Annotated in this window: 20 protein-coding genes and 1 riboswitch; of the genes, 9 read left to right on the top strand and 11 right to left on the bottom strand. The window is 69.5% G+C overall.

Annotated elements, in window-relative coordinates; genetic code table 11:
• Positions 1-108 precede the first annotated feature (108 nt).
• The 7 genes from OKJ99_RS01975 (at position 109) to OKJ99_RS02005 (ending at position 8,828) form a co-directional block, all read left to right on the top strand.
• Complete coding sequence (locus OKJ99_RS01975; RefSeq protein WP_326013890.1) at positions 109-375, top strand: DUF3311 domain-containing protein; 267 nt, start codon at positions 109-111, stop codon at positions 373-375.
• On the top strand, positions 372-1,997 hold the full coding sequence (gene mctP / locus OKJ99_RS01980) for a monocarboxylate uptake permease MctP (protein ID WP_326013891.1): 1,626 nt from the start codon (positions 372-374) through the stop codon (positions 1,995-1,997). Before OKJ99_RS01975 ends, mctP begins: the two co-directional genes overlap by 4 nt.
• A gap of 106 nt (positions 1,998-2,103) precedes the next feature.
• Positions 2,104-2,604: a GNAT family N-acetyltransferase gene (locus OKJ99_RS01985; RefSeq protein ID WP_326013892.1), complete on the top strand. Its 501-nt coding sequence runs from the start codon at positions 2,104-2,106 to the stop codon at positions 2,602-2,604.
• A gap of 94 nt (positions 2,605-2,698) precedes the next feature.
• Positions 2,699-2,777, top strand: a riboswitch (cobalamin riboswitch).
• 148 nt (positions 2,778-2,925) lie between these two features.
• On the top strand, positions 2,926-5,286 hold the full coding sequence (locus OKJ99_RS01990; RefSeq protein WP_326013893.1) for a ribonucleoside-diphosphate reductase subunit alpha: 2,361 nt from the start codon (positions 2,926-2,928) through the stop codon (positions 5,284-5,286).
• Positions 5,287-5,376: 90 nt separating this feature from the next.
• Positions 5,377-7,077, top strand: coding sequence for an RNA-guided endonuclease IscB (iscB, locus tag OKJ99_RS01995; protein ID WP_326013894.1), 1,701 nt, complete (start codon positions 5,377-5,379; stop codon positions 7,075-7,077).
• Positions 6,962-7,918 (top strand): ribonucleotide-diphosphate reductase subunit beta, encoded by a 957-nt coding sequence (locus OKJ99_RS02000; protein ID WP_326013896.1) that lies wholly within the window; start codon positions 6,962-6,964, stop codon positions 7,916-7,918. The genes iscB and OKJ99_RS02000 overlap by 116 nt, the downstream gene beginning before the upstream one ends.
• Positions 7,919-7,997: 79 nt before the next feature.
• Positions 7,998-8,828, top strand: a complete 831-nt coding sequence (locus OKJ99_RS02005) for a class I SAM-dependent methyltransferase (RefSeq protein WP_326013897.1) — start codon at positions 7,998-8,000, stop codon at positions 8,826-8,828.
• Here OKJ99_RS02005 and OKJ99_RS02010 read toward each other — a convergent pair.
• Positions 8,810-8,971 (bottom strand): hypothetical protein, encoded by a 162-nt coding sequence (locus OKJ99_RS02010; RefSeq protein ID WP_326013898.1) that lies wholly within the window; start codon positions 8,969-8,971, stop codon positions 8,810-8,812. The genes OKJ99_RS02005 and OKJ99_RS02010 overlap by 19 nt on opposite strands.
• 94 nt (positions 8,972-9,065) lie before the next feature.
• Between OKJ99_RS02010 and OKJ99_RS02015 the strand changes: the two genes are divergently transcribed.
• Entirely contained in the window at positions 9,066-10,028 is a 963-nt protein-coding gene (locus OKJ99_RS02015) for a helix-turn-helix domain-containing protein (RefSeq protein WP_326013899.1), read from the top strand.
• Positions 10,029-10,105: 77 nt separating this feature from the next.
• Here OKJ99_RS02015 and OKJ99_RS02020 read toward each other — a convergent pair whose 3' ends face one another.
• The 10 genes from OKJ99_RS02020 to OKJ99_RS02065 form a co-directional block, all read right to left on the bottom strand.
• Positions 10,106-11,524 carry a cytochrome P450 gene (locus OKJ99_RS02020; RefSeq protein ID WP_326013900.1) on the bottom strand — a complete coding sequence of 473 codons (1,419 nt, stop codon included), beginning with the start codon at positions 11,522-11,524 and terminating at the stop codon, positions 10,106-10,108.
• The gene (locus OKJ99_RS02025; RefSeq protein ID WP_407700628.1) at positions 11,521-12,666 is read right to left on the bottom strand and encodes a terpene synthase family protein; all 1,146 of its coding nucleotides are present in this window, start codon (positions 12,664-12,666) and stop codon (positions 11,521-11,523) included. Before OKJ99_RS02025 ends, OKJ99_RS02020 begins: the two co-directional genes overlap by 4 nt.
• A gap of 291 nt (positions 12,667-12,957) precedes the next feature.
• Complete coding sequence (gene def / locus OKJ99_RS02030) at positions 12,958-13,611, bottom strand: peptide deformylase (RefSeq protein WP_326013901.1); 654 nt, start codon at positions 13,609-13,611, stop codon at positions 12,958-12,960.
• A gap of 73 nt (positions 13,612-13,684) precedes the next feature.
• Complete coding sequence (locus OKJ99_RS02035; protein ID WP_326013902.1) at positions 13,685-14,665, bottom strand: tetratricopeptide repeat protein; 981 nt, start codon at positions 14,663-14,665, stop codon at positions 13,685-13,687.
• A gap of 114 nt (positions 14,666-14,779) precedes the next feature.
• Positions 14,780-16,078 (bottom strand): HD-GYP domain-containing protein, encoded by a 1,299-nt coding sequence (locus OKJ99_RS02040; protein ID WP_407700629.1) that lies wholly within the window; start codon positions 16,076-16,078, stop codon positions 14,780-14,782.
• Positions 16,075-17,406 carry an HD-GYP domain-containing protein gene (locus OKJ99_RS02045; RefSeq protein WP_326013903.1) on the bottom strand — a complete coding sequence of 444 codons (1,332 nt, stop codon included), beginning with the start codon at positions 17,404-17,406 and terminating at the stop codon, positions 16,075-16,077. Before OKJ99_RS02045 ends, OKJ99_RS02040 begins: the two co-directional genes overlap by 4 nt.
• A 127-nt stretch (positions 17,407-17,533) precedes the next feature.
• Positions 17,534-17,830: a mycothiol system anti-sigma-R factor gene (rsrA, locus tag OKJ99_RS02050; RefSeq protein WP_266713907.1), complete on the bottom strand. Its 297-nt coding sequence runs from the start codon at positions 17,828-17,830 to the stop codon at positions 17,534-17,536.
• Positions 17,827-18,522 carry a sigma-70 family RNA polymerase sigma factor gene (locus OKJ99_RS02055; RefSeq protein WP_326013904.1) on the bottom strand — a complete coding sequence of 232 codons (696 nt, stop codon included), beginning with the start codon at positions 18,520-18,522 and terminating at the stop codon, positions 17,827-17,829. Before OKJ99_RS02055 ends, rsrA begins: the two co-directional genes overlap by 4 nt.
• Positions 18,523-18,766: 244 nt before the next feature.
• Positions 18,767-19,405 carry an alpha/beta hydrolase family protein gene (locus OKJ99_RS02060; protein ID WP_326013905.1) on the bottom strand — a complete coding sequence of 213 codons (639 nt, stop codon included), beginning with the start codon at positions 19,403-19,405 and terminating at the stop codon, positions 18,767-18,769.
• Positions 19,406-19,432: 27 nt separating this feature from the next.
• Positions 19,433-20,248 (bottom strand): SOS response-associated peptidase, encoded by an 816-nt coding sequence (locus tag OKJ99_RS02065; protein ID WP_326013907.1) that lies wholly within the window; start codon positions 20,246-20,248, stop codon positions 19,433-19,435.
• A gap of 72 nt (positions 20,249-20,320) precedes the next feature.
• Between OKJ99_RS02065 and OKJ99_RS02070 the strand changes: the two genes are divergently transcribed.
• Positions 20,321-21,022, top strand: a complete 702-nt coding sequence (locus OKJ99_RS02070) for a M50 family metallopeptidase (protein WP_326013908.1) — start codon at positions 20,321-20,323, stop codon at positions 21,020-21,022.
• Positions 21,023-21,037 lie beyond the last annotated feature (15 nt).

Genomic DNA, 21,037 nt, shown 5'->3' on the forward strand with positions numbered 1-21,037 from the left:
CCGTTATCCGGACGGGGGTTCCATAGATCAAGACTCTCGCTTAGATTTCCCGGGCGTTAAACATGAGATAAGTGGGATCTCTGATGAGCGAGGGGAACGGAACCGCGAATGTCCGATGCGCCTGAAGTGAAACAACCGGTGGTCACGCCGGTACGCGTGATCATTGCACTCTGTCTGGTCGCACCGTTCATCGCGATGCTCTGGGTCAGCTCCTACGCCAAGGTCGAACCGACCCTGATCGGCGTCCCGTTCTTCTACTGGTACCAGATGCTCTGGGTGCTCATCTCGACCGCGCTCACGATGATCGCGTACAAGCTGTGGCAGCGCGATCAGCGTGCCCGCAAGTCTGCTCAGTCGGCTGGAGGCCAGGCGTGAACGGCGGCGTCAACGGTGTCGCGCTCACCGTCTTCATCTTCTTCTTCGTGGCCGTCACGGTCATGGGCTTCCTCGCGGCGCGCTGGCGGAAGGCCGAGAACGAATCGCTCGACGAATGGGGCCTGGGCGGCCGCTCGTTCGGCACCTGGGTCACCTGGTTCCTGCTCGGCGGCGACCTCTACACCGCGTACACCTTCGTCGCCGTCCCCGCGGCGATCTACGCGGCCGGCGCCGCCGGCTTCTTCGCGGTGCCGTACACGATCCTGGTGTACCCGCTGATCTTCACGTTCCTGCCGCGCCTGTGGTCGGTCTCGCACAAGCACGGGTACGTGACGACCTCGGACTTCGTGCGCGGCCGCTTCGGCTCCAAGGGGCTCTCGCTCGCGGTCGCGATCACCGGCATCCTCGCCACGATGCCGTACATCGCGCTCCAACTGGTCGGCATTCAGGCCGTGTTGGACGTGATGGGCGTCGGCGGCGGCGAGAACACCAACTGGTTCGTCAAGGACCTGCCGCTGCTGCTCGCCTTCGGCGTGCTGGCCGCGTACACATACTCCTCGGGCCTGCGGGCGCCCGCGCTGATCGCGTTCGTCAAGGACGGCCTGATCTATCTCGTGATCGCGGTCGCCATCATCTACATCCCCATCAAGCTGGGCGGCTTCGAGCACATCTTCGCCGTGGCCGGCGACAAGTTCGACGCGGCGAACGAGACGGCGGGCAAACCGGTCGCCGGGCTCGCGCCGGGCTCCTCGGGCACCTGGACGTACGCGACGCTCGCCATCGGCTCCGCCCTGGCACTGTTCATGTACCCGCACTCGATCACGGCGACCCTGTCGTCCAAGAGCCGCAACGTGATCCGCCGCAACACCACGATCCTGCCGCTGTACTCGCTCATGCTGGGCCTGCTCGCGCTGCTCGGCTTCATGGCGATCGCGGCCGGGATCAAGGTGCAGAACGGGCAGTTGGCGATCCCGCAGCTCTTCGAGACCATGTTCCCCGACTGGTTCACGGGTGTCGCCTTCGCCGCCATCGGCATCGGCGCGCTGGTCCCGGCGGCGATCATGTCGATCGCCGCGGCGAACCTCTTCACGCGCAACATCTACAAGGACTTCATCAAGCCCGACGCGACCCCGGCCCAGGAGACCAAGGTCTCCAAGCTCGTGTCGCTGCTCGTGAAGGTGGGCGCGCTGGCCTTCGTCCTGACCATGGACAAGACGGTCGCCATCAACTTCCAGCTGCTCGGCGGCATCTGGATCCTGCAGACCTTCCCGGCGCTCGTCGGCGGCCTGTTCACGCGCTGGTTCCACCGGTGGGCGCTGCTCGCCGGCTGGGCGGTCGGCATGGTGTACGGCACGCTCGCCGCGTGGGGCGTCGCGTCGCCGACGCAGAAGCACTTCGGCGGCTCCTCGGCGGAGATCCCCGGCATCGGTGAGATCGGCTACATCGGCTTCACCGCGATCGTCCTCAACGTCGTCGTCACCGTCGTCCTGACCTTCGTCCTGAAGGCGGTCAAGGCCCCGGACGGCGTCGACGAGACGGCCCCCGCCGACTACACGGTCGACGCGGGCGACAAGGGCGTCCAGGTCGATCTGCCGAAGGTCGGCGCGGAGGCCGGTCACTAGGCGCGCGCTTCTGGCGAATGTGTCGGGCCCCTCCACTACGGAGGGGCCCGACACATTTTCCGGAAAGCGTTGCGGCCACGGCCGGGCGTCGCGTAACCATGGCGACGTGATCAGAACAGTGCGCCCCGATGAGTACGCCGCGCTCGGCGAGTTGAGTGCCCGCGCCTACCTGGGCAGTGGCCTCCTCGCGTTCGGCGAGGACGACTGGTACGCCGCCGAACTCCGCGACGTCGAGAAACGCGCCCGGCAGGCCGAGGTGCTCGTCGCCGAGGACCCGGACGGCCGGGTCCTCGGCGGCGTCACCTACGTCCCCTCGCACGACCACCCGTACGCGGAGTTGGCCCGCCCCTCGGAGGCCGAGTTCCGCATGCTGGCCGTCGATGTCGAGGCGCGCGGCAAGGGCGTCGGCGAGGCGCTCGTGCGGGCCGTGATCGAGCGGGCCCGGGCGGCCGGGAAGTCGGCGGTGGTGCTGTGCACCCAGCCGCTCGCGACCCCCTCGCACCGCCTCTACGAACGCCTCGGCTTCACCCGGATCCCGGACCGCGACTGGTCCCCGATCCCGGAAGTGACGCTGCGGGCGTACGAGTTGAAGCTGGCGGCCGACTGAGGGCTTGGACACGGGAAGGGGACACCGACACAACATATGGGGCTGAAGCGAAAGCCCGACACAACATGTATGCTCGCACTCGCTGTCACCACAGGGGAATCCGGTGCGAATCCGGAACTGTCCCGCAACGGTGTGCGTAGGCGTACAAAAACGCCCGCGTGAGTCCGATGACCTGTCGACGGCACGCCCGAGCCGACCGGCCCGGGCGTCGACGACGTCCGGGCCTCGCGGAAAGGGCCGGTGGACGAGGGCCCGCCATCGCGCGCCCGCGCTGCCACCTCCTCCCCGCAGGCCCCGAGCCGAGCGAGGGAGAGCCTCCACGTGACCATCGCGCCCGCCGAACCGGTCTCAGCCACCCCCCAGGACGGCCCGGGTGCCGCGCTGCTGCGCACCCTGACCGAGCTGACCACCGACCTCCCCGACGCCGACCCCGGCCGGATCGCGGCCGCCGCGCTGCGCGGCCGTTCGGCGCGGGCCGATGAGGCCGAGCTGCGCGATCTCGCCACCGAGGCCGCGGCCGGGCTGATCTCCGAGGACCCCGCCTACTCCCGGCTCGCCGCCCGCCTGCTCACCCGCTCCATCGCCGCGGAGGCCGCCTCGCAGGGCGTCACGTCCTTCACCGGATCGGTCGCCGTCGGCCACCGCGAGGGCCTGATCGCGGACCGTACGGCCGAGTTCGTACGGGTGCACGCGGCGCGCCTCGACGCGCTGATCGACGTCGCGGGCGACGACCGCTTCGGCTACTTCGGCCTGCGCACCCTGCACAGCCGCTACCTGCTGCGCCACCCGATCACCCGGCACGTCATCGAGACTCCGCAGCACTTCATGCTCCGCGTGGCCTGTGGTCTCGCCGAGGACGACAGCGTCCGCGCCCTGGACGAAGTCGCCGCGCTCTACGGCCTGATGAGCCGCCTCGACTACCTCCCCTCCTCCCCCACCCTCTTCAACTCCGGCACCCGCCACCCCCAGATGTCGAGCTGCTACCTGCTCGACTCCCCGCTGGACGAGCTCGACTCGATCTACGACCGGTACCACCAGGTCGCCCGCCTCTCGAAGCACGCCGGTGGCATCGGCCTCTCGTACTCCCGTGTCCGCAGCCGCGGTTCGCTGATCCGCGGCACGAACGGGCACTCCAACGGCATCGTCCCGTTCCTCAAGACCCTCGACGCGTCGGTCGCCGCCGTGAACCAGGGCGGCCGCCGCAAGGGCGCGGCCGCGGTCTACCTGGAGACCTGGCACTCCGACATCGAGGAGTTCCTGGAGCTGCGCGACAACACCGGTGAGGACGCGCGCCGCACCCACAACCTCAACCTCGCGCACTGGATCCCCGACGAGTTCATGCGCCGGGTCAACGCGGACCAGCCGTGGTCGCTGTTCTCCCCGGCCGACGTGCCCGAGCTCGTCGACCTGTGGGGCGAGGAGTTCGACGCCGCGTACCGCGAGGCCGAGGCCGAGGGGAAGGCCCAACGGACCATCCCCGCCCGCGATCTGTACGGCCGCATGATGCGCACCCTCGCGCAGACCGGCAACGGCTGGCTGACCTTCAAGGACGCCGCCAACCGCACGGCCAACCAGACCGCCGAGCCGGGCCACACCGTCCACTCCTCCAACCTCTGCACGGAGATCCTGGAGGTGACGGACGACGGGGAGACGGCCGTCTGCAACCTGGGCTCCGTCAACCTCGGCGCCTTCGTGGTCGAGGGCGACATCGACTGGGAGCGGCTCGACGAGACGGTCCGCACGGCCGTCACGTTCCTCGACCGCGTCGTCGACATCAACTTCTACCCGACCGACCAGGCGGGCCGCTCCAACTCCCGCTGGCGCCCTGTGGGCCTGGGCGCGATGGGCCTCCAGGACGTCTTCTTCAAGCTGCGCCTGCCGTTCGACTCGGCGGAGGCCCGCGCCCTCTCCACCCGCATCGCGGAGCGCATCATGCTCGCGGCGTACGAGGCGTCGGCCGACCTGGCCGAGCGCAACGGTCCCCTCCCCGCCTGGGAGAAGACCCGGACGGCCCGCGGCGTGCTGCACCCCGACCACTACGACGTACAGCTGACGTGGCCGGAGCGCTGGGCGGCGCTGCGGGAACGTATCGCGTCGGTCGGCATGCGCAACTCCCTCCTCCTCGCGATCGCGCCCACCGCCACCATCGCCTCGATCGCCGGCGTCTACGAGTGCATCGAGCCGCAGGTCTCCAACCTCTTCAAGCGGGAGACGCTGTCGGGCGAGTTCCTCCAGATCAACGGGTACCTGATCGACGAGCTGAAGAAGCTCGGCGTGTGGGACGCGCAGTCCCGCGAGGCGCTGCGGGAGTCCAACGGCTCGGTCCAGGGCTTCACTTGGATCCCCGACGAGGTCCGCGCCCTCTACCGCACGGCGTGGGAGATCCCGCAGCGCGGCCTGATCGACATGGCGGCGGCGCGGACCCCGTTCCTCGACCAGGCCCAGTCCCTGAACCTCTTCCTGGAGACGCCCACCATCGGCAAGCTCTCCTCGATGTACGCGTACGCCTGGAAGTCGGGCCTGAAGACGACGTACTACCTGCGCTCGCGCCCGGCGACGCGCATCGCGCGGGCCGCACGTTCGACACCCGTAACTCCTTTCCCTTCACAGCAGTTGGATGAAATGAACGATGCAGTTGCCTGTTCTCTGGAAAACCCGGAGAGCTGCGAGGCCTGCCAGTAGTCACTCGCTCCCCGGTCTGACGACCGGAGCTGGGTTCCGTCAGGAGTCAGCGCTGAGTGTCCAGCCCAGCCATCGCAAGGAGGTGTTCCGATGGTTCCGTTCAGTTCAAGTGAGAAGACCCACCCCTCCGTGCTTCCTCAGCGGCGGGCTCTGGAATCCGTGGCAGCAGACACGCCTGGGAGCAGGCACGAAACGGGTCACGGCCTCTCGGCTTCCGAGCCGGGCACTGGTGCTGAACATGGGCGAGGGGAGACGCTCGGCGGTTCACCTGCCGCCGAGCGCGTCACCGCCAACCTTTCGGTTGGGGAGAAGGCGCGTGAGCGCCATCCTGCCGTGTTCGTCCTGGACAAGCGCGGTCACGCACTACAACCCACGACACCCGCGCGGGCCAGGAAACTTCTCAGAGTCGGCCGAGCAGTTGTTGCCCGGCACACTCCATTCGTCATTCGACTGAGAGACCGAGCCGCAGCCGAATCCCAGGTCGATGGCGTCGAGCTCGGCATCGATCCCGGATCGAAGCACACCGGCATCGCCGTGTTCACCGAGCGAGCGGGTGAACGACGCGGCCGGTATGCGCTCCAGCTCGAGCATCGCGGATCCCAGATCAGGAAGAAGCTGGGACAGCGCGCGGTGTATCGGCGCGGACGCCGTTCGCGGAGCCTGCGATACCGCTCTCCCCGTTTCTCGAACCGGTCCCGGCCAGCCGGCCGACTTGCACCATCTCTCCAACACCGAGTGGACACCGTCTCGTCCTGGACCGAACGACTCACCCGATGGGCTCCTGTGCGCGCGGTGCACATTGAGCGCGTCGCGTTCGACACCCATGCGCTGAGCGCCGGTGTTCCTCTCGAAGGAGTTGACTACCAGCACGGCACCCTGGCAGGGACCGAGGCTCGCGAGTATCTCCTGGCCAAGTGGCAACGCCGTTGTGCCTACTGCGGCATCGACGGGGTACCGCTCAACATCGATCACATCCACCCACGCAGCAAGGGCGGCACCGACCGGATCGCCAATCTCACGCTGGCATGCGTCCCTTGCAATCAAGGCAAGGGCAATCGCCTCGTTGAGGAGTTCGTCAAGGATGAGGCGCACCTCGCCCAGATCCTGGCGCAGGCCAGAAGGCCGCTCCGAGATGTCGCGGCAGTGAACGCCACCCGCTGGGCGCTCTGGCGGGAACTCGACAATCGGCTGCCCAAGTCCCACTCCCTGGACGCGCTGGCCGTGGGCAATCTCCGCACTGTCACCGAATGTGTCACCTCGGTGTTGATCGTCCACTGCACCGGGCGTAGCACCTACGCCCGTACTCGTCCGGACAAGCACGGCTTCCCCCGCTTACGACTGCCGCGGCAGAAGCGGGTGTTCGGCTACGCCACGGGGGATCTGGCACGTGCCGTCGTGCCCAAAGGCAAGAACGCCGGCACCCACACCGGCCGCGTAGCGGTTCGCGCAACCGGAAGATTCAACATCACTACGTCCCACGGCATCGTCCAAAGCATCCACCACCGCCATGTCCGCCTCACCAACGAGCGGACGGCTACGGCTACTCCACCCGCCCCGAAGCAACACCCGGGGCTGATGGACACGGCACACTCCGCAAGAAAGAGTCCGCATGACCACGCCATCCGCCCGACCGAAGAACCTGCTCGACCCGGGCTTCGAACTGACCCTGCGCCCCATGCGCTACCCGGACTTCTACGAGCGCTACCGCGACGCCATCAAGAACACGTGGACGGTGGAGGAGGTCGACCTCCACTCGGACGTCACCGACCTCGCGAAGCTGTCGCCGGGTGAGCAGCACATGATCGGCCGACTGGTCGCGTTCTTCGCGACGGGCGACTCGATCGTCTCCAACAACCTGGTGCTCACGCTCTACAAGCACATCAACTCCCCCGAGGCACGGCTGTACTTGAGCCGTCAGCTCTTCGAGGAGGCCGTGCACGTCCAGTTCTACTTGACGCTGCTCGACACTTACCTCCCCGACCCGGAGGACCGCACGGCGGCCTTCGCGGCGGTGGAGAACATCCCGTCCATCCGCGAGAAGGCGGACTTCTGCTTCCGGTGGATGGACTCGGTCGAGAAGATGGACCGCCTGGAGTCCCAGGCGGACCGCCGCCGCTTCCTCCTCAACCTGATCTGCTTCGCGGCGTGCATCGAGGGCCTGTTCTTCTACGGTGCCTTCGCGTACGTGTACTGGTTCCGGTCGCGGGGTCTGCTGCACGGGCTGGCGACGGGGACGAACTGGGTCTTCCGCGACGAAAGCATGCACATGGCCTTCGCCTTCGACGTCGTCGACACCGTCCGCAAGGAGGAGCCCGAGCTCTTCGACGACGAACTCCAGCAGCAGGTCACCGACATGCTGCGGGAGGCGGTCGACGCGGAGCTGCAGTTCGGGCGCGATCTGTGCGGGGAGGGCCTGCCGGGCATGAACACGGACTCCATGCGCCAGTACCTGGAGTGCGTTGCCGACCAGCGCCTCCAGCGCCTCGGCTTCGCGCCGATCTACGGCTCGGAGAACCCGTTCTCCTTCATGGAGCTCCAGGGCGTCCAGGAGCTGACCAACTTCTTCGAGCGGCGCCCCTCGGCGTACCAGGTGGCGGTCGAGGGCTCGGTCGGGTTCGACGAGGACTTCTGACGGGCTCGGTTCCAACGGGCCGGTGGGCGCCGGATATTGAGATGCGTCACCCGCCGGCCCGTGGTCAGACTTACGGGGCATGACGGCACCCCAGGTCGCAGACGAAGTCCTCGCCTACTACTCCACCCACTTCGACGAGCACGCCCGGCTGGGCGCCTCCGCCGCCGGCGTCCTCGAACTCGTTCGTACACAAGAGCTTTTGAGGCGCCACTTGCCCGCCGCCCCGGCCTCGGTGCTCGACGTCGGCGGCGGTCCCGGCGCCCACGCCCACTGGCTGGTCGAGGACGGGTACCGCGTCCATCTCGTCGACCCCGTGGAGCGGCACATACGGGAGGCGGCGGCCGTCGGGTGCACGGTCGAGCTCGGCGACGCCCGCGCACTGAGCGCACCGGACTCCTCGTACGACGTGGTGCTGCTGCTCGGTCCGCTGTACCACCTGACCGAACGGGCCGACAGGGAACAGGTGTTGACCGAGGCACTGCGGGTCGTACGCCCGGGCGGGCTTGTCGTGGCCGCCGGGATCCAGCGGTTCGCGGCGCTGTTCGATCACGCCTCGCACGGGCGGCTGCATCTCGGCGGGCGCGAGGAGCGATCGGGGCGGGTCCTGGCGACCGGCAGGAACGAGGGCCGGGAGTTCACCTTCGCCTATTTCCACCGCGCCGATGACCTGGCGTCGGAGGTCCGGTCCGCCGGGTTCGACGACACCCGGCTGTATGGGGTGGAAGGGCCCGCCGACTCGATACTGAAGGCCGCCGAGACGGCCACCGGGCGGCAGGTCCCGCAGGAGTCCGACCTGTTCGCGTCGGCCCTGGCGGCCGCCCGGCTCGCAGAGACACATCCGGAGCTGCTGGTCGCGAGCTCGCATCTGCTGGTCTTCACGCGGCGGCCCGGTCAGGCCGCCTTCTCGTAGCGGGAGTGGTGCCCGTCGGTGTTCCGCGCGGCGGCGCGGAGCTGGCGGTCGATGCGGTGGTCGTGGGCCATGCCGTACAGGGACGGGGCGGCCAGGAGGAGGAAGACGAAGAGGACTGCGAAGTAGTTCATCGCTGTGTTCATGTCCTCTACTGTCCGCCCCTCCGCGGCCGCCCGGCAGTGGCAGGACCGTCAGCAACCCTCGAATTACTGCCACGTCTGCGGCACACTGGCAGACATGCTGAAAAACGTGGCCGCCGTGCTGCTGGACGGCGTGCATCCCTTTGAACTCGGCGTCGTCTGCGAGGTGTTCGGCCTCGACCGGAGCGAGGCCGGGCTGCCCGTGTACGACTTCGCGGTCGCCTCCGTCGAGGGGCCCTCGCTCACCACGCACGTGCCCGGCATGACGGTCTCCACCCCGTACGGCCTCGAACGGCTCGCGGAGGCCGACCTCATCGCGATCCCCTCGGCGGGCCGGCGGTTCGGCCAGTACCCGCCGGAACTGCTCGACGCGCTGCGGCAGGCGGTCGACCGGGGCGCGCGGGTGCTCAGCCTCTGCGCGGGCGTGTTCGTCCTCGGCGAGGCCGGGCTGCTCGACGGCCGCCGGTGCGCGGTGCACTGGCGGTACGCGCGCGAGCTCGCCGTCCGCCACCCGCGCACCCGGGTCGACCCCGACGTCCTGTACGTCGACGAGGGCCCGGTCATCACCTCCGCCGGGACGGCCGCGGGCATCGACGCCTGCCTCCACATCGTCCGCAAGGAACACGGCTCCGAGATGGCGAACACGATCGCCCGCCGCATGGTCGTCCCACCGCACCGCGACGGCGGCCAGGCCCAGTACGTGGAGCGCCCGCTGCCGGCGACGCGCTGCGACACGGTGGGCGGGGTGCTGGCGTGGATGGAACGGCACCTGGGCGATCCGGTGACCGTGGAGGAGCTGGCGGCGCGGGCGCACATGTCCCCGCGCACGTTCGCACGGCGCTTCCAGCAGGAGACCGGCACGACCCCGTACCGCTGGCTGCTGCGCCAACGCGTGCTGTTCGCGCAGGAGTTGCTGGAGGGCACGGACGAGACGGTGGACGCGATCGCGGCGCGCGCCGGGTTCGGCAACGCGGCGGCGATGCGCCATCAGTTCATGAAGGCGCTGGGCACGACGCCCAACGCCTTCAGAAGGACCTTCCGGGTGAGGCTCGCCTCCTAGGCCCTGCCGAGCAAGGCCCAGTCGAGCAGGGTCCTGTCGAGCAAGGGCCCTGCCAGGCAAGGCCCTGTCACCCGCGGTCAGCCGCGGGCCCGCACCCGCAGGTTCCCGTTCTTGGGACCGATGGTGATCCCCAGCTTCGCCGTCGCGTCCGTCTCGGGGGCCTGCTCGAACCGCCACCGGGACACCAACGTGCCCAGGATCAGCGTGAGTTCGACCATGCTGAAATGATCGCCCGGGCACTTGCGGTTGCCGGTGCCGAACGGCTGGTGCGCCACGTTCGCGGCGTCCGTGACGCGCTCCGGCAGCCAGCGGTCGGGGTCAAAGACGTCCACGTCGTCGAACGAGCGCGGGTCGTGCTGCATCGCGTACGGGCTGTAGACGATGTCCGTCCCGGCGGGAATGCGATACCCGCCGAGCTCCGTATCGACCCCCGAAACGCGCGTGAATATCCACACGCTGGGGCGAATACGCATCGACTCGGTAAGGAGATTCCGCATATATGCGAGTTCCCCGAGATCACCGAAAGCCACCTGCCTGTCGCCACCGGTAGCCGATTCAACCTCCTCGTACAATCGCCTTTCATGGTCGGGGTGTTCGGCGAGGAGTCCGAGCGTCCATGCAAGCGTCTTGGAGATATTCTCGCCGCCGGCCAGCAGGAGGGCGAGAACCTGATCGTGGATCTCTTGGTCGGTGACCGCTTCCCCGTCATCGTCGTGCGCGTCGAGCAATGCCACGAGAAGGTCCCCGGTGTCGATTCCCTCGGCGGCCTGAGCCCTTCGCTCGACGATGATCTCGTCGACCATGCGGTGCAATTCGGCCATCGCGCGCTCGAAGCGCCGGTTGGCCGGCAGAGGCAGCCGGTACAGCGGCCCGAAGGAAAGGATCATCCGCCGGTACATACCGGCGAAGACCGTGCCCATCGTCTCGCCGAAGCGGTCCGAGCGGTCGTCCTCCGCGTCGATGTGCAGCATGGCGCGGGCCGTGATCCGGGCCGCCAGGCGGAACATCTCGGCGTTGATGTCGACGGTCTGGCCGTCCTGCCAGCGGTCGGCCGCGGCCTGCGCCTCCTCCGCCATCAACGAGGCGTGGTCGGCCATCCGCTCGGCCCGGAACGCGGGCTGGATGGCGCGGCGCTGGCGCCGGTGCTTCTGCCCGTTACTGGTCGCCACGCCCTCACCGAGCAGCACCTCGAGCGTGTCCCACAGCGCGCCGCCGACGAGGAAGTCCGGGCTCTTCAGGAGCTTCTCGACCAGTACGGGGTCGCAGACCGCGAAGACCGTCTTGGGGCCGAGCCGCAGCCGGACCACGTCGCCGCCGTCCCGCAGTCGGGTCAGGAAGGCCAGCGGGTCACGGAGCATCTGCGGGGCGTGGCCGAGCAGCGGCGCGGCGCCGGGTGCGAGCGGCGGCAGCGACGCTCCCGCCTGGCCGGGTGCCGGGGTCGGGGGGGTCGGGGGGGTCGGGGGGGTCGGGGTCGACAGCATGGATTCCACGGTCATGCGCACTCACCTGCCTGTTCGGGGACCCGGTCGGGGACCCGGTGTGAAGCCTGCCTCGGGACGCGACCCGCGCCGGGGCCGGCGTCGGCACCGACCGGCTCGTCGCTCACGTACGGCGGATTGCTGCGGTCCTCCCAGTCGTCGACCTGATAGCGGCCCGATTCGTGGTGGAACCAGTAGACGGAACTGAACCAGTTCCGCATGTTGCCCAGACATGACCTCATGGCGACGGAGAGCTCTTTTCCTTTTTCTCCGAGAGCCTCGATGCCATTCGCGATGTTCTCGACCTCGACTTCCGCCTCAAGGAAATCGTCGACACACCCGATGACCCGGCGCCGCACTTCCGCGGCGGCTTCTGCGACGGAAAGCCCATCGTGCTCGATGAGGCTTATCCCGAGGTTGTGTAATTCGTTTCCCGCGAGTTCCTTGGGGAGGGAACACAGGTCGTTGTACCAGGCGGAGAAGTCCTGGACGGCAAGTGCCGCACGCATGAACGCCGGTGTTTTACGCACCCATGCCGGGAGTTCGTACTGCGCCGTCGCCTCGAGCAGATCTATCCAAATCCAGTGCGCGAAGGTCTGCCGGCGCAACTCTATGTACGCGTCCACGTCGGGAACGATCCCCGCCGTCCGGTTCCTGAACTCCTGGTCGTACGCGTCGATCACCGGGTGGAAGTGGCGGGCGAACCGCACGTTCCAGGTATGGCTCAGCGAGCCGTAGAACCGCTGGAGGCAGTCGGCGAACCCCGCGACCAGCGGATCCCTGTGATCCAGATGGAGCTCGGGCGCCTCGGTCGCCTCGTGCAACTGGGCGACGAGCCGCCGCCAGTTGTCCGCGCGACCGTGGATCACGTCGCGGTCGTGCCGGTCGTCCCAGGCGAAGAACCACGCGCTGTAGTCGCTGATCGTCGCGAGCAGTTCGTCGGGGGCGCCGATGTAGTAGCCCGCGACGAGGTCCGAATAGCACAGGTCGTCGGCATATTTGGCCACCTTGTCGGGCGGCATGAGCCCCATTTCCAGGAGCCAGGACCTGGTCCTTCCCTGGAGCTTCGGCCAATACGGGTGCAGCCGGCGAGGAAACCCACCCTCGATCACCGGAAGCGCCACAGCCGCCGGAACCGACGTATGTGAGAAAGCAGGCACGTAGTAACCCCTCTCTGTGGCCTGCAGCGCGCGCCTCCCGCTGTGCCGGTCGCGCGCCGTCGTGTATCCCCGCGCTTTCTATTCAGCACCATAACTGACCGCCTTGGGAACGGATTTGCTCCCCTCACTACCCCCCACTTCCTGATTCTTCACGCGGCATGACCGGATTCGGGCGGTACGCGGCCGGTCCGCACGCCCCTGCCCGAACATGCGAACGGCGCCCGGCCGGAGGTCACTTCCGTACCGGGCGCCGCTTGACGCCTCAACTCCCCCACGGGGAACAGCAGTTGCTCAGTCGTTGGGGACCACCGGGTAACGCGGCGTCCCCTCCTCCATCTGCTTCAACGCGTCCTTGCGCTCCCGCTTCGACAGCCGGTCGATGTACAGGTACCCGTAGAGGTGATCCGTCTCGTGCTGGAGGCAGCGCGCGAAGTAGCCGGTGCCACGCACCGTGATCGCGTTGCCCTTCTCGTCCCGGCCGTCGACCACCGCGTAGTCGGGGCGGGCGAGTTCGGCGTACGCCGTCGGCACGGACAGGCAGCCCTCGTTGGAGTCGTCGAGGCGCCGCTGCTCGGTGGGCAGCTCGCGCAGCACCGGGTTGCAGATGACGCCGGTGTGCCGCGCGCCGTCGTCGTCCGGGCAGTCGTACACGAAGACCTTCAGGTCCACACCGATCTGGTTGGCGGCGAGGCCCACGCCCTCGGCGGTGTGCTGGCTCGCGAACATGTCATCGACGAGCTTCGCCAGCTCGTCGTCGAACTCGGTGACGTCCCTGCACTCCTTGTGCAGCACCGGGTTCCCGACGACGGTGATCGGCCGCGACGTGCCGCGCTCCCGGTACGCCTTCTCCCGCGCCTCGCCGTCCTCGGTGTCGATGACGAAACCCTCGTCGTCCACGGGGAGGACCCCATCGGTGTGCTGCTGATCGGTGTCCTGCTGAGCCATGACGGACGCGAGCCTTCCTGGGAAACGGGGTGAGAATGCTGGTTAACAGGGTACGGGGGCCCAGCGGCGCGGCTCAGCACACCTCTTCGAGGTCCCGCCAGTCACGGGAGTCCGGCGAGTCCGCGACCCACCCGTCGAGCAGCCCGCGCACCAGAGAGGCCGGCGCGGCCACCCCGCACTCCCGCTCCGGCACCCACAGCTGCCCGTCCGTCCGGTGCCCGAGGGGCCCGGGGTGCCCCGGCTCGCTGTGGTCGTGCGGGTCGAGGTGCGTGCCGTCCCCCTCGTCGGACGGCATCCGCGACTCCGAGCACGTCCGACAGAGCAGCCGTACGGAGGACGACCAGTCCTCGGCGGCGAAGCCCGCGTCGGAGGCAAGGCGCTCCAGCGCGTCCCGGTCGTCCTCGGTGGCGGCCTCGAGCAGCACCACCCAGGTGGGGACCGGCGAGGGCGCCCACAGCTCGATCTCGTCGAAGACCGGGTACGAGTGCCCGGACGCCGTGGTCCGCTCGCCGTGCGGGACGCCGTCGTGCAGCACGACCTCGCCCCAGCGCCGCCCGGACGAAGGCAGCGGGATGGAGAGCAGCTCGATGCGCGCGGGGTCGAGCCTGCGCCCCCACACGACCTCCGCCTCGCCCTCCGGCGAGAGCCGCACGGCGGCGCTCCCGAGGTCCATCCCGGTCGGCTCCCCGGCAGCGGCGGCGCCGCCCGGCACCTTCAGCCCGTACGCCTGCCAGGCCCTGCGCGCGAGCGACCAGTCCTGCAGGGCGGTGGCGGCGATGCCCACGTTCCACCAGTCCGGTGCCCCGCCCTCCTTCTCGAGCAGGGCGACGGCCCGCAGGCCCGTGGTGCGGGCCTGCTCCCAGTCGTGCCGGAACTTGTGCAGCAGCGCGAGGTTGAACCAGGACTCCGACAGCCAGGGCTCCAGGTCCGCGGCCCGCGTGAGAAGCGCTCCCGCGTCCTCGTACCGGCCGTCGCCGATCAGCGTGAACGCACGATCCGTGGCCTGCCGCCAGGAGGCGGAGGGCCGGTGCCGTCCCTTGCCGAAGATCCTCACGATTCCCGCCTGCCGATGCTCGAGGCCTGGGCCCCCGGTCTCTGAGTTTCTGCGTGTTCTGCCTTGCTTCGCATCCAACCACGTACGGTCGGACGACCGCTCATTACCCATGGGTTACCCAACCGACCCTAGGCTCAGACCGGGCTTGCAAACCACCCTGGCCAGCGCTTCCACGACCTCCGGCTGGTACTCCCGGCCCGTGGCCAGACGCAGGCTTTCCAGGGCCCTGAGCGGCCCCTGTGGTCCCTGTTCCCTGGCCATCTCGTCGTACGCGTTCGCTGTCCGCACAATCCGGGCGGTGAGCGGCTGCTCGCGGTACGGGTCGGCCTGCCGCTCGACCACCACGGCCACCTGGGTGTCCACCCCGGTCTGGCGGACGACGGCGCCGCCGAGGAGCGCTATCCGCCGCTGCTGGGCGGGCGGCAGCGCGGCGGTGGCACCCTCGGCCACCGGGTCGACGAGCGAGAGCTGCCCGATGTCGTGCATCAGCGCCGCGTACTCGAGCACCGACAGGTCCGGCTGGGAGAGCCCCAGGTCGCGGCCGACGGCCCGGCTGAGCGCGGCCACCCGGCGGGCGTGCCCGTGCGGGGTGTAGCCGGCGATCTCGGTGGCGCGGGCCAGTGAGGTGATGGTCTGCCGGTACGTGGCCTTGACCACGGCGTACCGGCGGAACGCCAACTGGGTGAGCAGCAGCGGCAGGCTGATCAGGGGCAGCGCCCACAGCCCGGCGACGGCGACGGCGAGCGCCATGACGGCGCCCGTCGCGCACACGGCCGACCCGATCCCGAGCATCGCCCGCAGCTCGTCGCGCAGCAGCGGGCCGAACGGCCAGCGCGTCCTGGCGTGCGCCATGGCGGCGGCCAGCACGGCATCGCACAGCGCGGTCAGCACCAGCAGCCCGACGAGCAACAGTGCGTAGTACGCACCGTCCCCGAACCACCCCGCCAACACGCCTTCGTTGTAGAGCGGTTGGAAGCAGACGGCGGCGAACCCGACGGTGAGCACGCGCCGCGTCACGTGGTCGAGCGAAGCGCCCTTGCCGCGTGCCACATGCGGTATGCAGCCGACGAGCGTGCCCGCGACGACGATCGCGACGACCTGGAGTCCGCCGTGGTGCGTGGGCCGCCCCGCGACTTCCCCGAGCAACGCGTACGCGAGTGCTCCCGCGGCCCCGAGCGGCGCGGCCTCCCGGTCCTCGGCGCCGCCCCACCGCGCCAGCTCCCCCACGGCGACGAGCAGCCCGAACGCCAACGCGTTCCCCCGCTCGACGACGCCGTGCCACACGGTGTCCCCCAGGGCCGCGGAGGCGACCACCACGGCGATCCCGAACACCACCACGAGCAGCCCTGGCACCCGCCCCGGCCGGGGAAGGCCGTCCCTCTCGGCGCGGCGCTCCGGATCCGACGCCGTCACAGGGACGCCGCCGGCGGGACGGCGACGCTTTCCGGACGGGGCGGGGGCACCACCGCCTCGTCCGCCGTGACCACGGGATGCCACCCGTCCCGCTCCAGCACCCGCACCAGCGCCCCGACCATCAGCGGATCGAACTGCGACCCGGCACACCGCTCCAACTCCGCCAACGCCACCGCGACGGGCCGCGCCCGCGAATACGTCCGCGTGGAGGTCATCGCGTCGAACGCGTCCGCCACCGCCACCACCCGCGCGAACTCCGGAATCTGCGCTCCCGCGAGCCCGTACGGATATCCGCTCCCGTCGAGCCGCTCATGGTGGTGCAGGATCGCCGACCGCGCCTCGCCCAGGAACGCGATCCCCCGCACCATCTCGTGCCCGTACTCGGGATGCAGCTGAATGACCTCGCGCTCCTCGGGTGTCAGTGGCCCGTCCTTCCTCAACAACCGTGTGGGCACGCCGAGTTTCCCCACGTCGTGCAGGATTCCGGCGAACCGCAGCGCCTCCACCCGCTCCCCCGCCATGCCGAGCTCGCGGGCGATCAGCATCGACGCCTGCCCGACCCGCTCGCTGTGCCCGCGCGTGTACCCGTCCTTGATGTCGACGGCCTGCACGAGCGCCCGGATCGTGGCCTGGTGGGCCGACCACTCCCGCTGGTACTGGGCGAACACCCAGCAGGAGATGTACATCGGCAGGAGCACGAGCAGCGCGGCGAGCGGACCGTACGAGCTCGTCCACATCGTCGCCATCACGAGCCCGGCCAGCCCGTGCGCGGCCACCGGCGCGAGCATCCGCAGGAAGAGTCCGCGCCAGGCGCTGCGCACCGGGACCCGCTCCGCGGTGGCGAGCACGCCCCCGTCGAGCACGGTGAGCGCGACACAGAACGCGAGGACGGCGGCGCCACCGGGCAGGAGCGCGTACGGGAACCGGGGGTCGGCGACGGCGTCGGGCCCGCCGAGCGCGCCGAAGACCCGCGCCGCGGCCCAGGAGGCGAGGGCGAGTTGGGCCGCGCGCCACACCTTGCGCAGCCACGCGGGCCGCCGCTCGACAGAGGTGAGCAGGGCGCCGGGCAGGGCGACGAGCGCGGCTGCGGCCGGGGGCAGCAGAAACGCCCCGGCGAGCAGTACGGGGAAGAAGGTGCCCATCCCCTTGGGCGCGCGCCGCCCGACGAGCCGGCAGCGGCCGAGCTGCTCACACCCCGCGTAGAGGAACGCGAGCAGCGCGACGCCGGGCCACGAGGTGGCGGCGGAGAACGCGGGGACGGCGCAGAGAACGGCGACACCGGCGGTCAGGAGCACATACGCACGGGCCACAGGCGGAACCGACCGCATGCCCCAACTCCCTCCCCAAGGCGTTCAGTTCAGGGAGGATAGGACGGGCGGGGAGGCGCTCGTGGGGCATCGCGGGGATTGCCGGGGCCCGAGGCCCCGGATTCGCACGATCGGGTGAACGAGCGGCTCAGGCGAGCGGGTTGCCCATGCCCTCTTCGGGCGTGACCTGGCCCGAGCGGATCACTTCGATCCGCCCCATGACCTTGGCCCGCAGATCGGTGGGCACGTCGTCATGACCGCAGCACCGCTTCACCAGCTTCTTCACGGCCTGCTCCAGGCCGTACTTCTCCAGGCACGGGGAGCACTCCTCGAAGTGCACCTCGAACTTGGTGCAGTCGGAGTCCGGCATCTCATGATCAAGAAACTCATAGAGATGGTCGAGGACCTCACTGCAGTCCGTCTCGTGCGGCTCTCCGCAGCTCATGAGCCCGAGCCTTTCGCTTCGTTCGACTCTCCGGCACCAGCCGGGACGAGCCCGCGGTCACGGGCGTAGTCCTCGAGCATGCCGCGCAACTGGCGACGACCACGGTGCAGCCGGGACATCACCGTACCGATCGGTGTTCCCATGATGTCCGCGATCTCCTTGTACGCAAAGCCCTCTACGTCGGCGAGATAGACCGCGATGCGGAATTCCTCGGGGATCGCCTGCAGGGCCCGCTTCACGTCCGAGTCGGGCAGGTGGTCGAGCGCCTGCGACTCGGCGGAGCGCAGACCGGTCGACATGTGCGACTCGGCGCGGGCCAGCTGCCAGTCCTCGATCTCCTCGGCGGCACTGCGCTGGGGCTCGCGCTGCTTCTTGCGGTACGAGTTGATGAAAGTGTTCGTCAGGATCCGGTACAGCCACGCCTTGAGGTTCGTGCCCTCACGGAACTGGTGGAACGAGGCGTACGCCTTCGCGTACGTCTCCTGCACCAGGTCCTCGGCGTCGGCCGGGTTGCGCGTCATGCGCAGGGCCGCCGAATACATCTGGTCGAGGAATTCCAGCGCGTCCCGCTCGAAGCGCGCGTTGCGCTCGACGGTGCTCTCGCTCCTGCTCTCCTCGTTCTCAGGGGAGTCCGGGCGCTCGTCCGCGTGGCCGTGCTCGGTCCCTGCGTCGGTCCCTGTGACCGGACCCACCTCCTCCAACGACGTCGCGGAGCCAAACGAGACCCCGCTCGAATCGGAGGATAGACGACGATCCGGTCCGCCCGCCGCCCGAACAGGGGCGGTCTTGGCCGCGCTCAGCACGCTCCACTCCAGGTCAGGAGCGGTGGCACGGCTGGGGCAAGCGACTGAACCCATGCGGCGGACTTCCTCTCGTACGAACTCTGTGCACCGACAGTGGGCACAACAGTCGTCCCGCCCTCAACATTCCCGGCCGCTAGACGAGTGACCCGGTCCACTTCGTGACCGCGTCGGTGATGACGGCGAGGGCCTCGTCCTGGGTGATGTCCGCGCGCTTCGGGACGGCGAACCCATGGTCCCCGTAGGGGACTTCGGTGAGTTCGTACGCGCCGGACCCGGGGAATTCGGCGGGCCTGCCGAAGGGGTCGTTGCCGCCCTGTACGACGAGGGTGGGCACGCCGGCGCCGAGGAGTTCGTCGGCGCGGGACTTCTCCGGCTTGCCCGGGGGGTGCAGCGGGAAGCTGAGCGCGAGGACGGCGGCGGCGCCGAGCTCCCCCGCGGTACGGCAGGCGACGCGGGCGCCGGCGCTGCGGCCCCCGGCGATCACCGGGAGTCCGGGCTTCTCCAGAGCGGGCCAGATGCCCCGCCACCCCGTGTCGAGCGTCTTCGGGGCGGGCGCGAGCTTCTTCCCCGCGACGCGCCAGGGCTGCTCGACGAGCGCGACGGTCACTCCGTGGGCGGGCAGGGTCGCGGCGAGGGCCTGGAGGTCACGAGCCTCAATGCCGCCTCCGGCGCCATGGCTCACGGCCAGGACCAGTTTCGGCTTCTCGGCGGGATACCAGGTGATGCGGGCGTCGCCGGTTTCGGTGGGAACGAGTTCAGTGGTGCTGGTCACCCGGCCATCGTGCACCGCGGGCGCCGCCTAGAACAGCGTCCCCTCCTCGGGTCCCTCCAGTTCCTTCAGCAACTCGGGACCGTTGTTGCGCACATTGCTCACCGCCGTGGACACGGGATACGCGCGCATCAGCCCCTCCGGAGGAGGGGCGAGGAGCGTGCGGAGGTCCTCCACGTCCGTACGGGCCGGGTCCAGCCAGTCGTCCCACCGGTCCGGCGTCAGCATCAGCGGCATCCGGGGGTGGATGTCGGCGAGCGTCCGCGGCCCGTCCTCCGGCGCGACGCCGAGCGGCGCGGTCTCCGCCTCGGTGGTGATCACGGAGCACGTCACCCACCAGGCCAGCGGGTGCTCGTCCGGGAGCGTGCGGTCGTGCCAGAACTCGTAGAGCCCGGCCATCGCGAAGACCGAGCCGTCCGCGGGCGTCACGAAGTACGGCTGCTTGCGCGGCCGCTTCTTCTTGCCCTCGACCTCCAGGTCGCGCTCGGCGGCCGCGGTCACCCACTCGTAATAGCCGTCGGCGGGCATGATGCAGCGCCGTGTGGTGAAGGCCTTGCGGAACGAGGGCTTCTCGTGCACGGTCTCGGCCCGCGCGTTGATCATGCGGGCCGCGCCCTCCGGGGTCCTGGACCACGACGGCACGAGCCCCCACTTGAGCTTGCGCAGCTGGCGAACCGGACGCGGGTCATCGGCGTCTTTCACCGGGCGGTCGAGAACCGCGTAGACCTCCTTGGTAGGAGCCACATTGAAGTCACCCTCGTAGGCCTCCTCCGGCTCCCACTTCTCGATCTCAAAGATTCCTGCGAGATCCTCGGGCCTGCGACTCGATGCATAACGTCCGCACATACGTGCCACAGTGCCAGAGCGCGAAGCCGCCCGACCACCCATCCTCAGCACCGAACGGGAGCGCCGGAAAACATGGACGCCAGCCTCTGGGACCGGATCTTCGGAACCCAGTCCGACCCCGACCAGTGGGTGACGATCGCCACTGCCGTCGTCGCGCTCGCCGCGATCGTCCCGCACACCGTCTGGCGGCTGACCCGGAACGCCATCACGATCGCCCACGAGGGCGGCCACGGCCTGATCGCGCTCCTCATGGGCCGCAGGCTCGACGGCATCCGGCTGCACTCCGACACCAGCGGCCTCACCGTCAGCCGGGGCAAGCCGACCGGGATCGGCATGGTCCTGACCGCGGCCGCCGGGTACACGGCCCCGCCACTGCTCGGCCTCGGCGGCGCGGCGCTGCTCTCCGAGGGGCACATCACGCTGCTGCTGTGGCTGGCCACGGCGCTGCTCGTGGTGATGCTGGTGATGATCCGGAACGCGTACGGGGCGCTCACCGTGGTGATCACGGGCGGCGCCTTCCTCCTCGTCTCCTGGCTCGCGGGGCCGCAGGTCCAGGCCGCCTTCGCGTACACCGTCGTCTGGTTCCTGCTCATCGGCGGCGTACGCCCCGCCTTCGAGCTGCAGCGCAAGCGCCACAGGGGAGGCGCGGGCGACTCCGACGCCGACCAGCTCGCGCGCCTCACGCACGTCCCCGCGGGAATGTGGCTGTTTTTCTTCCACGCCGTCTCACTGTGCTCACTGCTCGGCGGTGGTCGCTGGCTGCTGGGGCTGTGAGCAGGTGCCTTCCCG

Origin of the sequence: Streptomyces endophyticus (genome assembly GCF_035798155.1) — a bacterium.
Classification (GTDB): Bacteria; Actinomycetota; Actinomycetes; order Streptomycetales; family Streptomycetaceae; genus Streptomyces; species Streptomyces endophyticus.

What these genes read in the sequence shown, in the direction of transcription:
- def (WP_326013901.1), bottom strand. Translation starts at nt 13,611, where the DNA reads ATGGCTCAGCAGGACACCGATCAGCAGCACACCGATGGGGTCCTCCCC.
- rsrA (WP_266713907.1), bottom strand. Translation starts at nt 17,830, where the DNA reads ATGAGCTGCGGAGAGCCGCACGAGACGGACTGCAGTGAGGTCCTCGAC.
- OKJ99_RS02010 (WP_326013898.1), bottom strand. Translation starts at nt 8,971, where the DNA reads ATGAACACAGCGATGAACTACTTCGCAGTCCTCTTCGTCTTCCTCCTC.
- OKJ99_RS02020 (WP_326013900.1), bottom strand. Translation starts at nt 11,524, where the DNA reads ATGACCGTGGAATCCATGCTGTCGACCCCGACCCCCCCGACCCCCCCG.
- OKJ99_RS02045 (WP_326013903.1), bottom strand. Translation starts at nt 17,406, where the DNA reads ATGCGGTCGGTTCCGCCTGTGGCCCGTGCGTATGTGCTCCTGACCGCC.
- OKJ99_RS02070 (WP_326013908.1), top strand. Translation starts at nt 20,321, where the DNA reads ATGGACGCCAGCCTCTGGGACCGGATCTTCGGAACCCAGTCCGACCCC.
- OKJ99_RS02005 (WP_326013897.1), top strand. Translation starts at nt 7,998, where the DNA reads ATGACGGCACCCCAGGTCGCAGACGAAGTCCTCGCCTACTACTCCACC.
- OKJ99_RS01975 (WP_326013890.1), top strand. Translation starts at nt 109, where the DNA reads ATGTCCGATGCGCCTGAAGTGAAACAACCGGTGGTCACGCCGGTACGC.
- OKJ99_RS02065 (WP_326013907.1), bottom strand. Translation starts at nt 20,248, where the DNA reads ATGTGCGGACGTTATGCATCGAGTCGCAGGCCCGAGGATCTCGCAGGA.
- OKJ99_RS02000 (WP_326013896.1), top strand. Translation starts at nt 6,962, where the DNA reads ATGCGCTACCCGGACTTCTACGAGCGCTACCGCGACGCCATCAAGAAC.
- OKJ99_RS02015 (WP_326013899.1), top strand. Translation starts at nt 9,066, where the DNA reads ATGCTGAAAAACGTGGCCGCCGTGCTGCTGGACGGCGTGCATCCCTTT.
- iscB (WP_326013894.1), top strand. Translation starts at nt 5,377, where the DNA reads ATGGTTCCGTTCAGTTCAAGTGAGAAGACCCACCCCTCCGTGCTTCCT.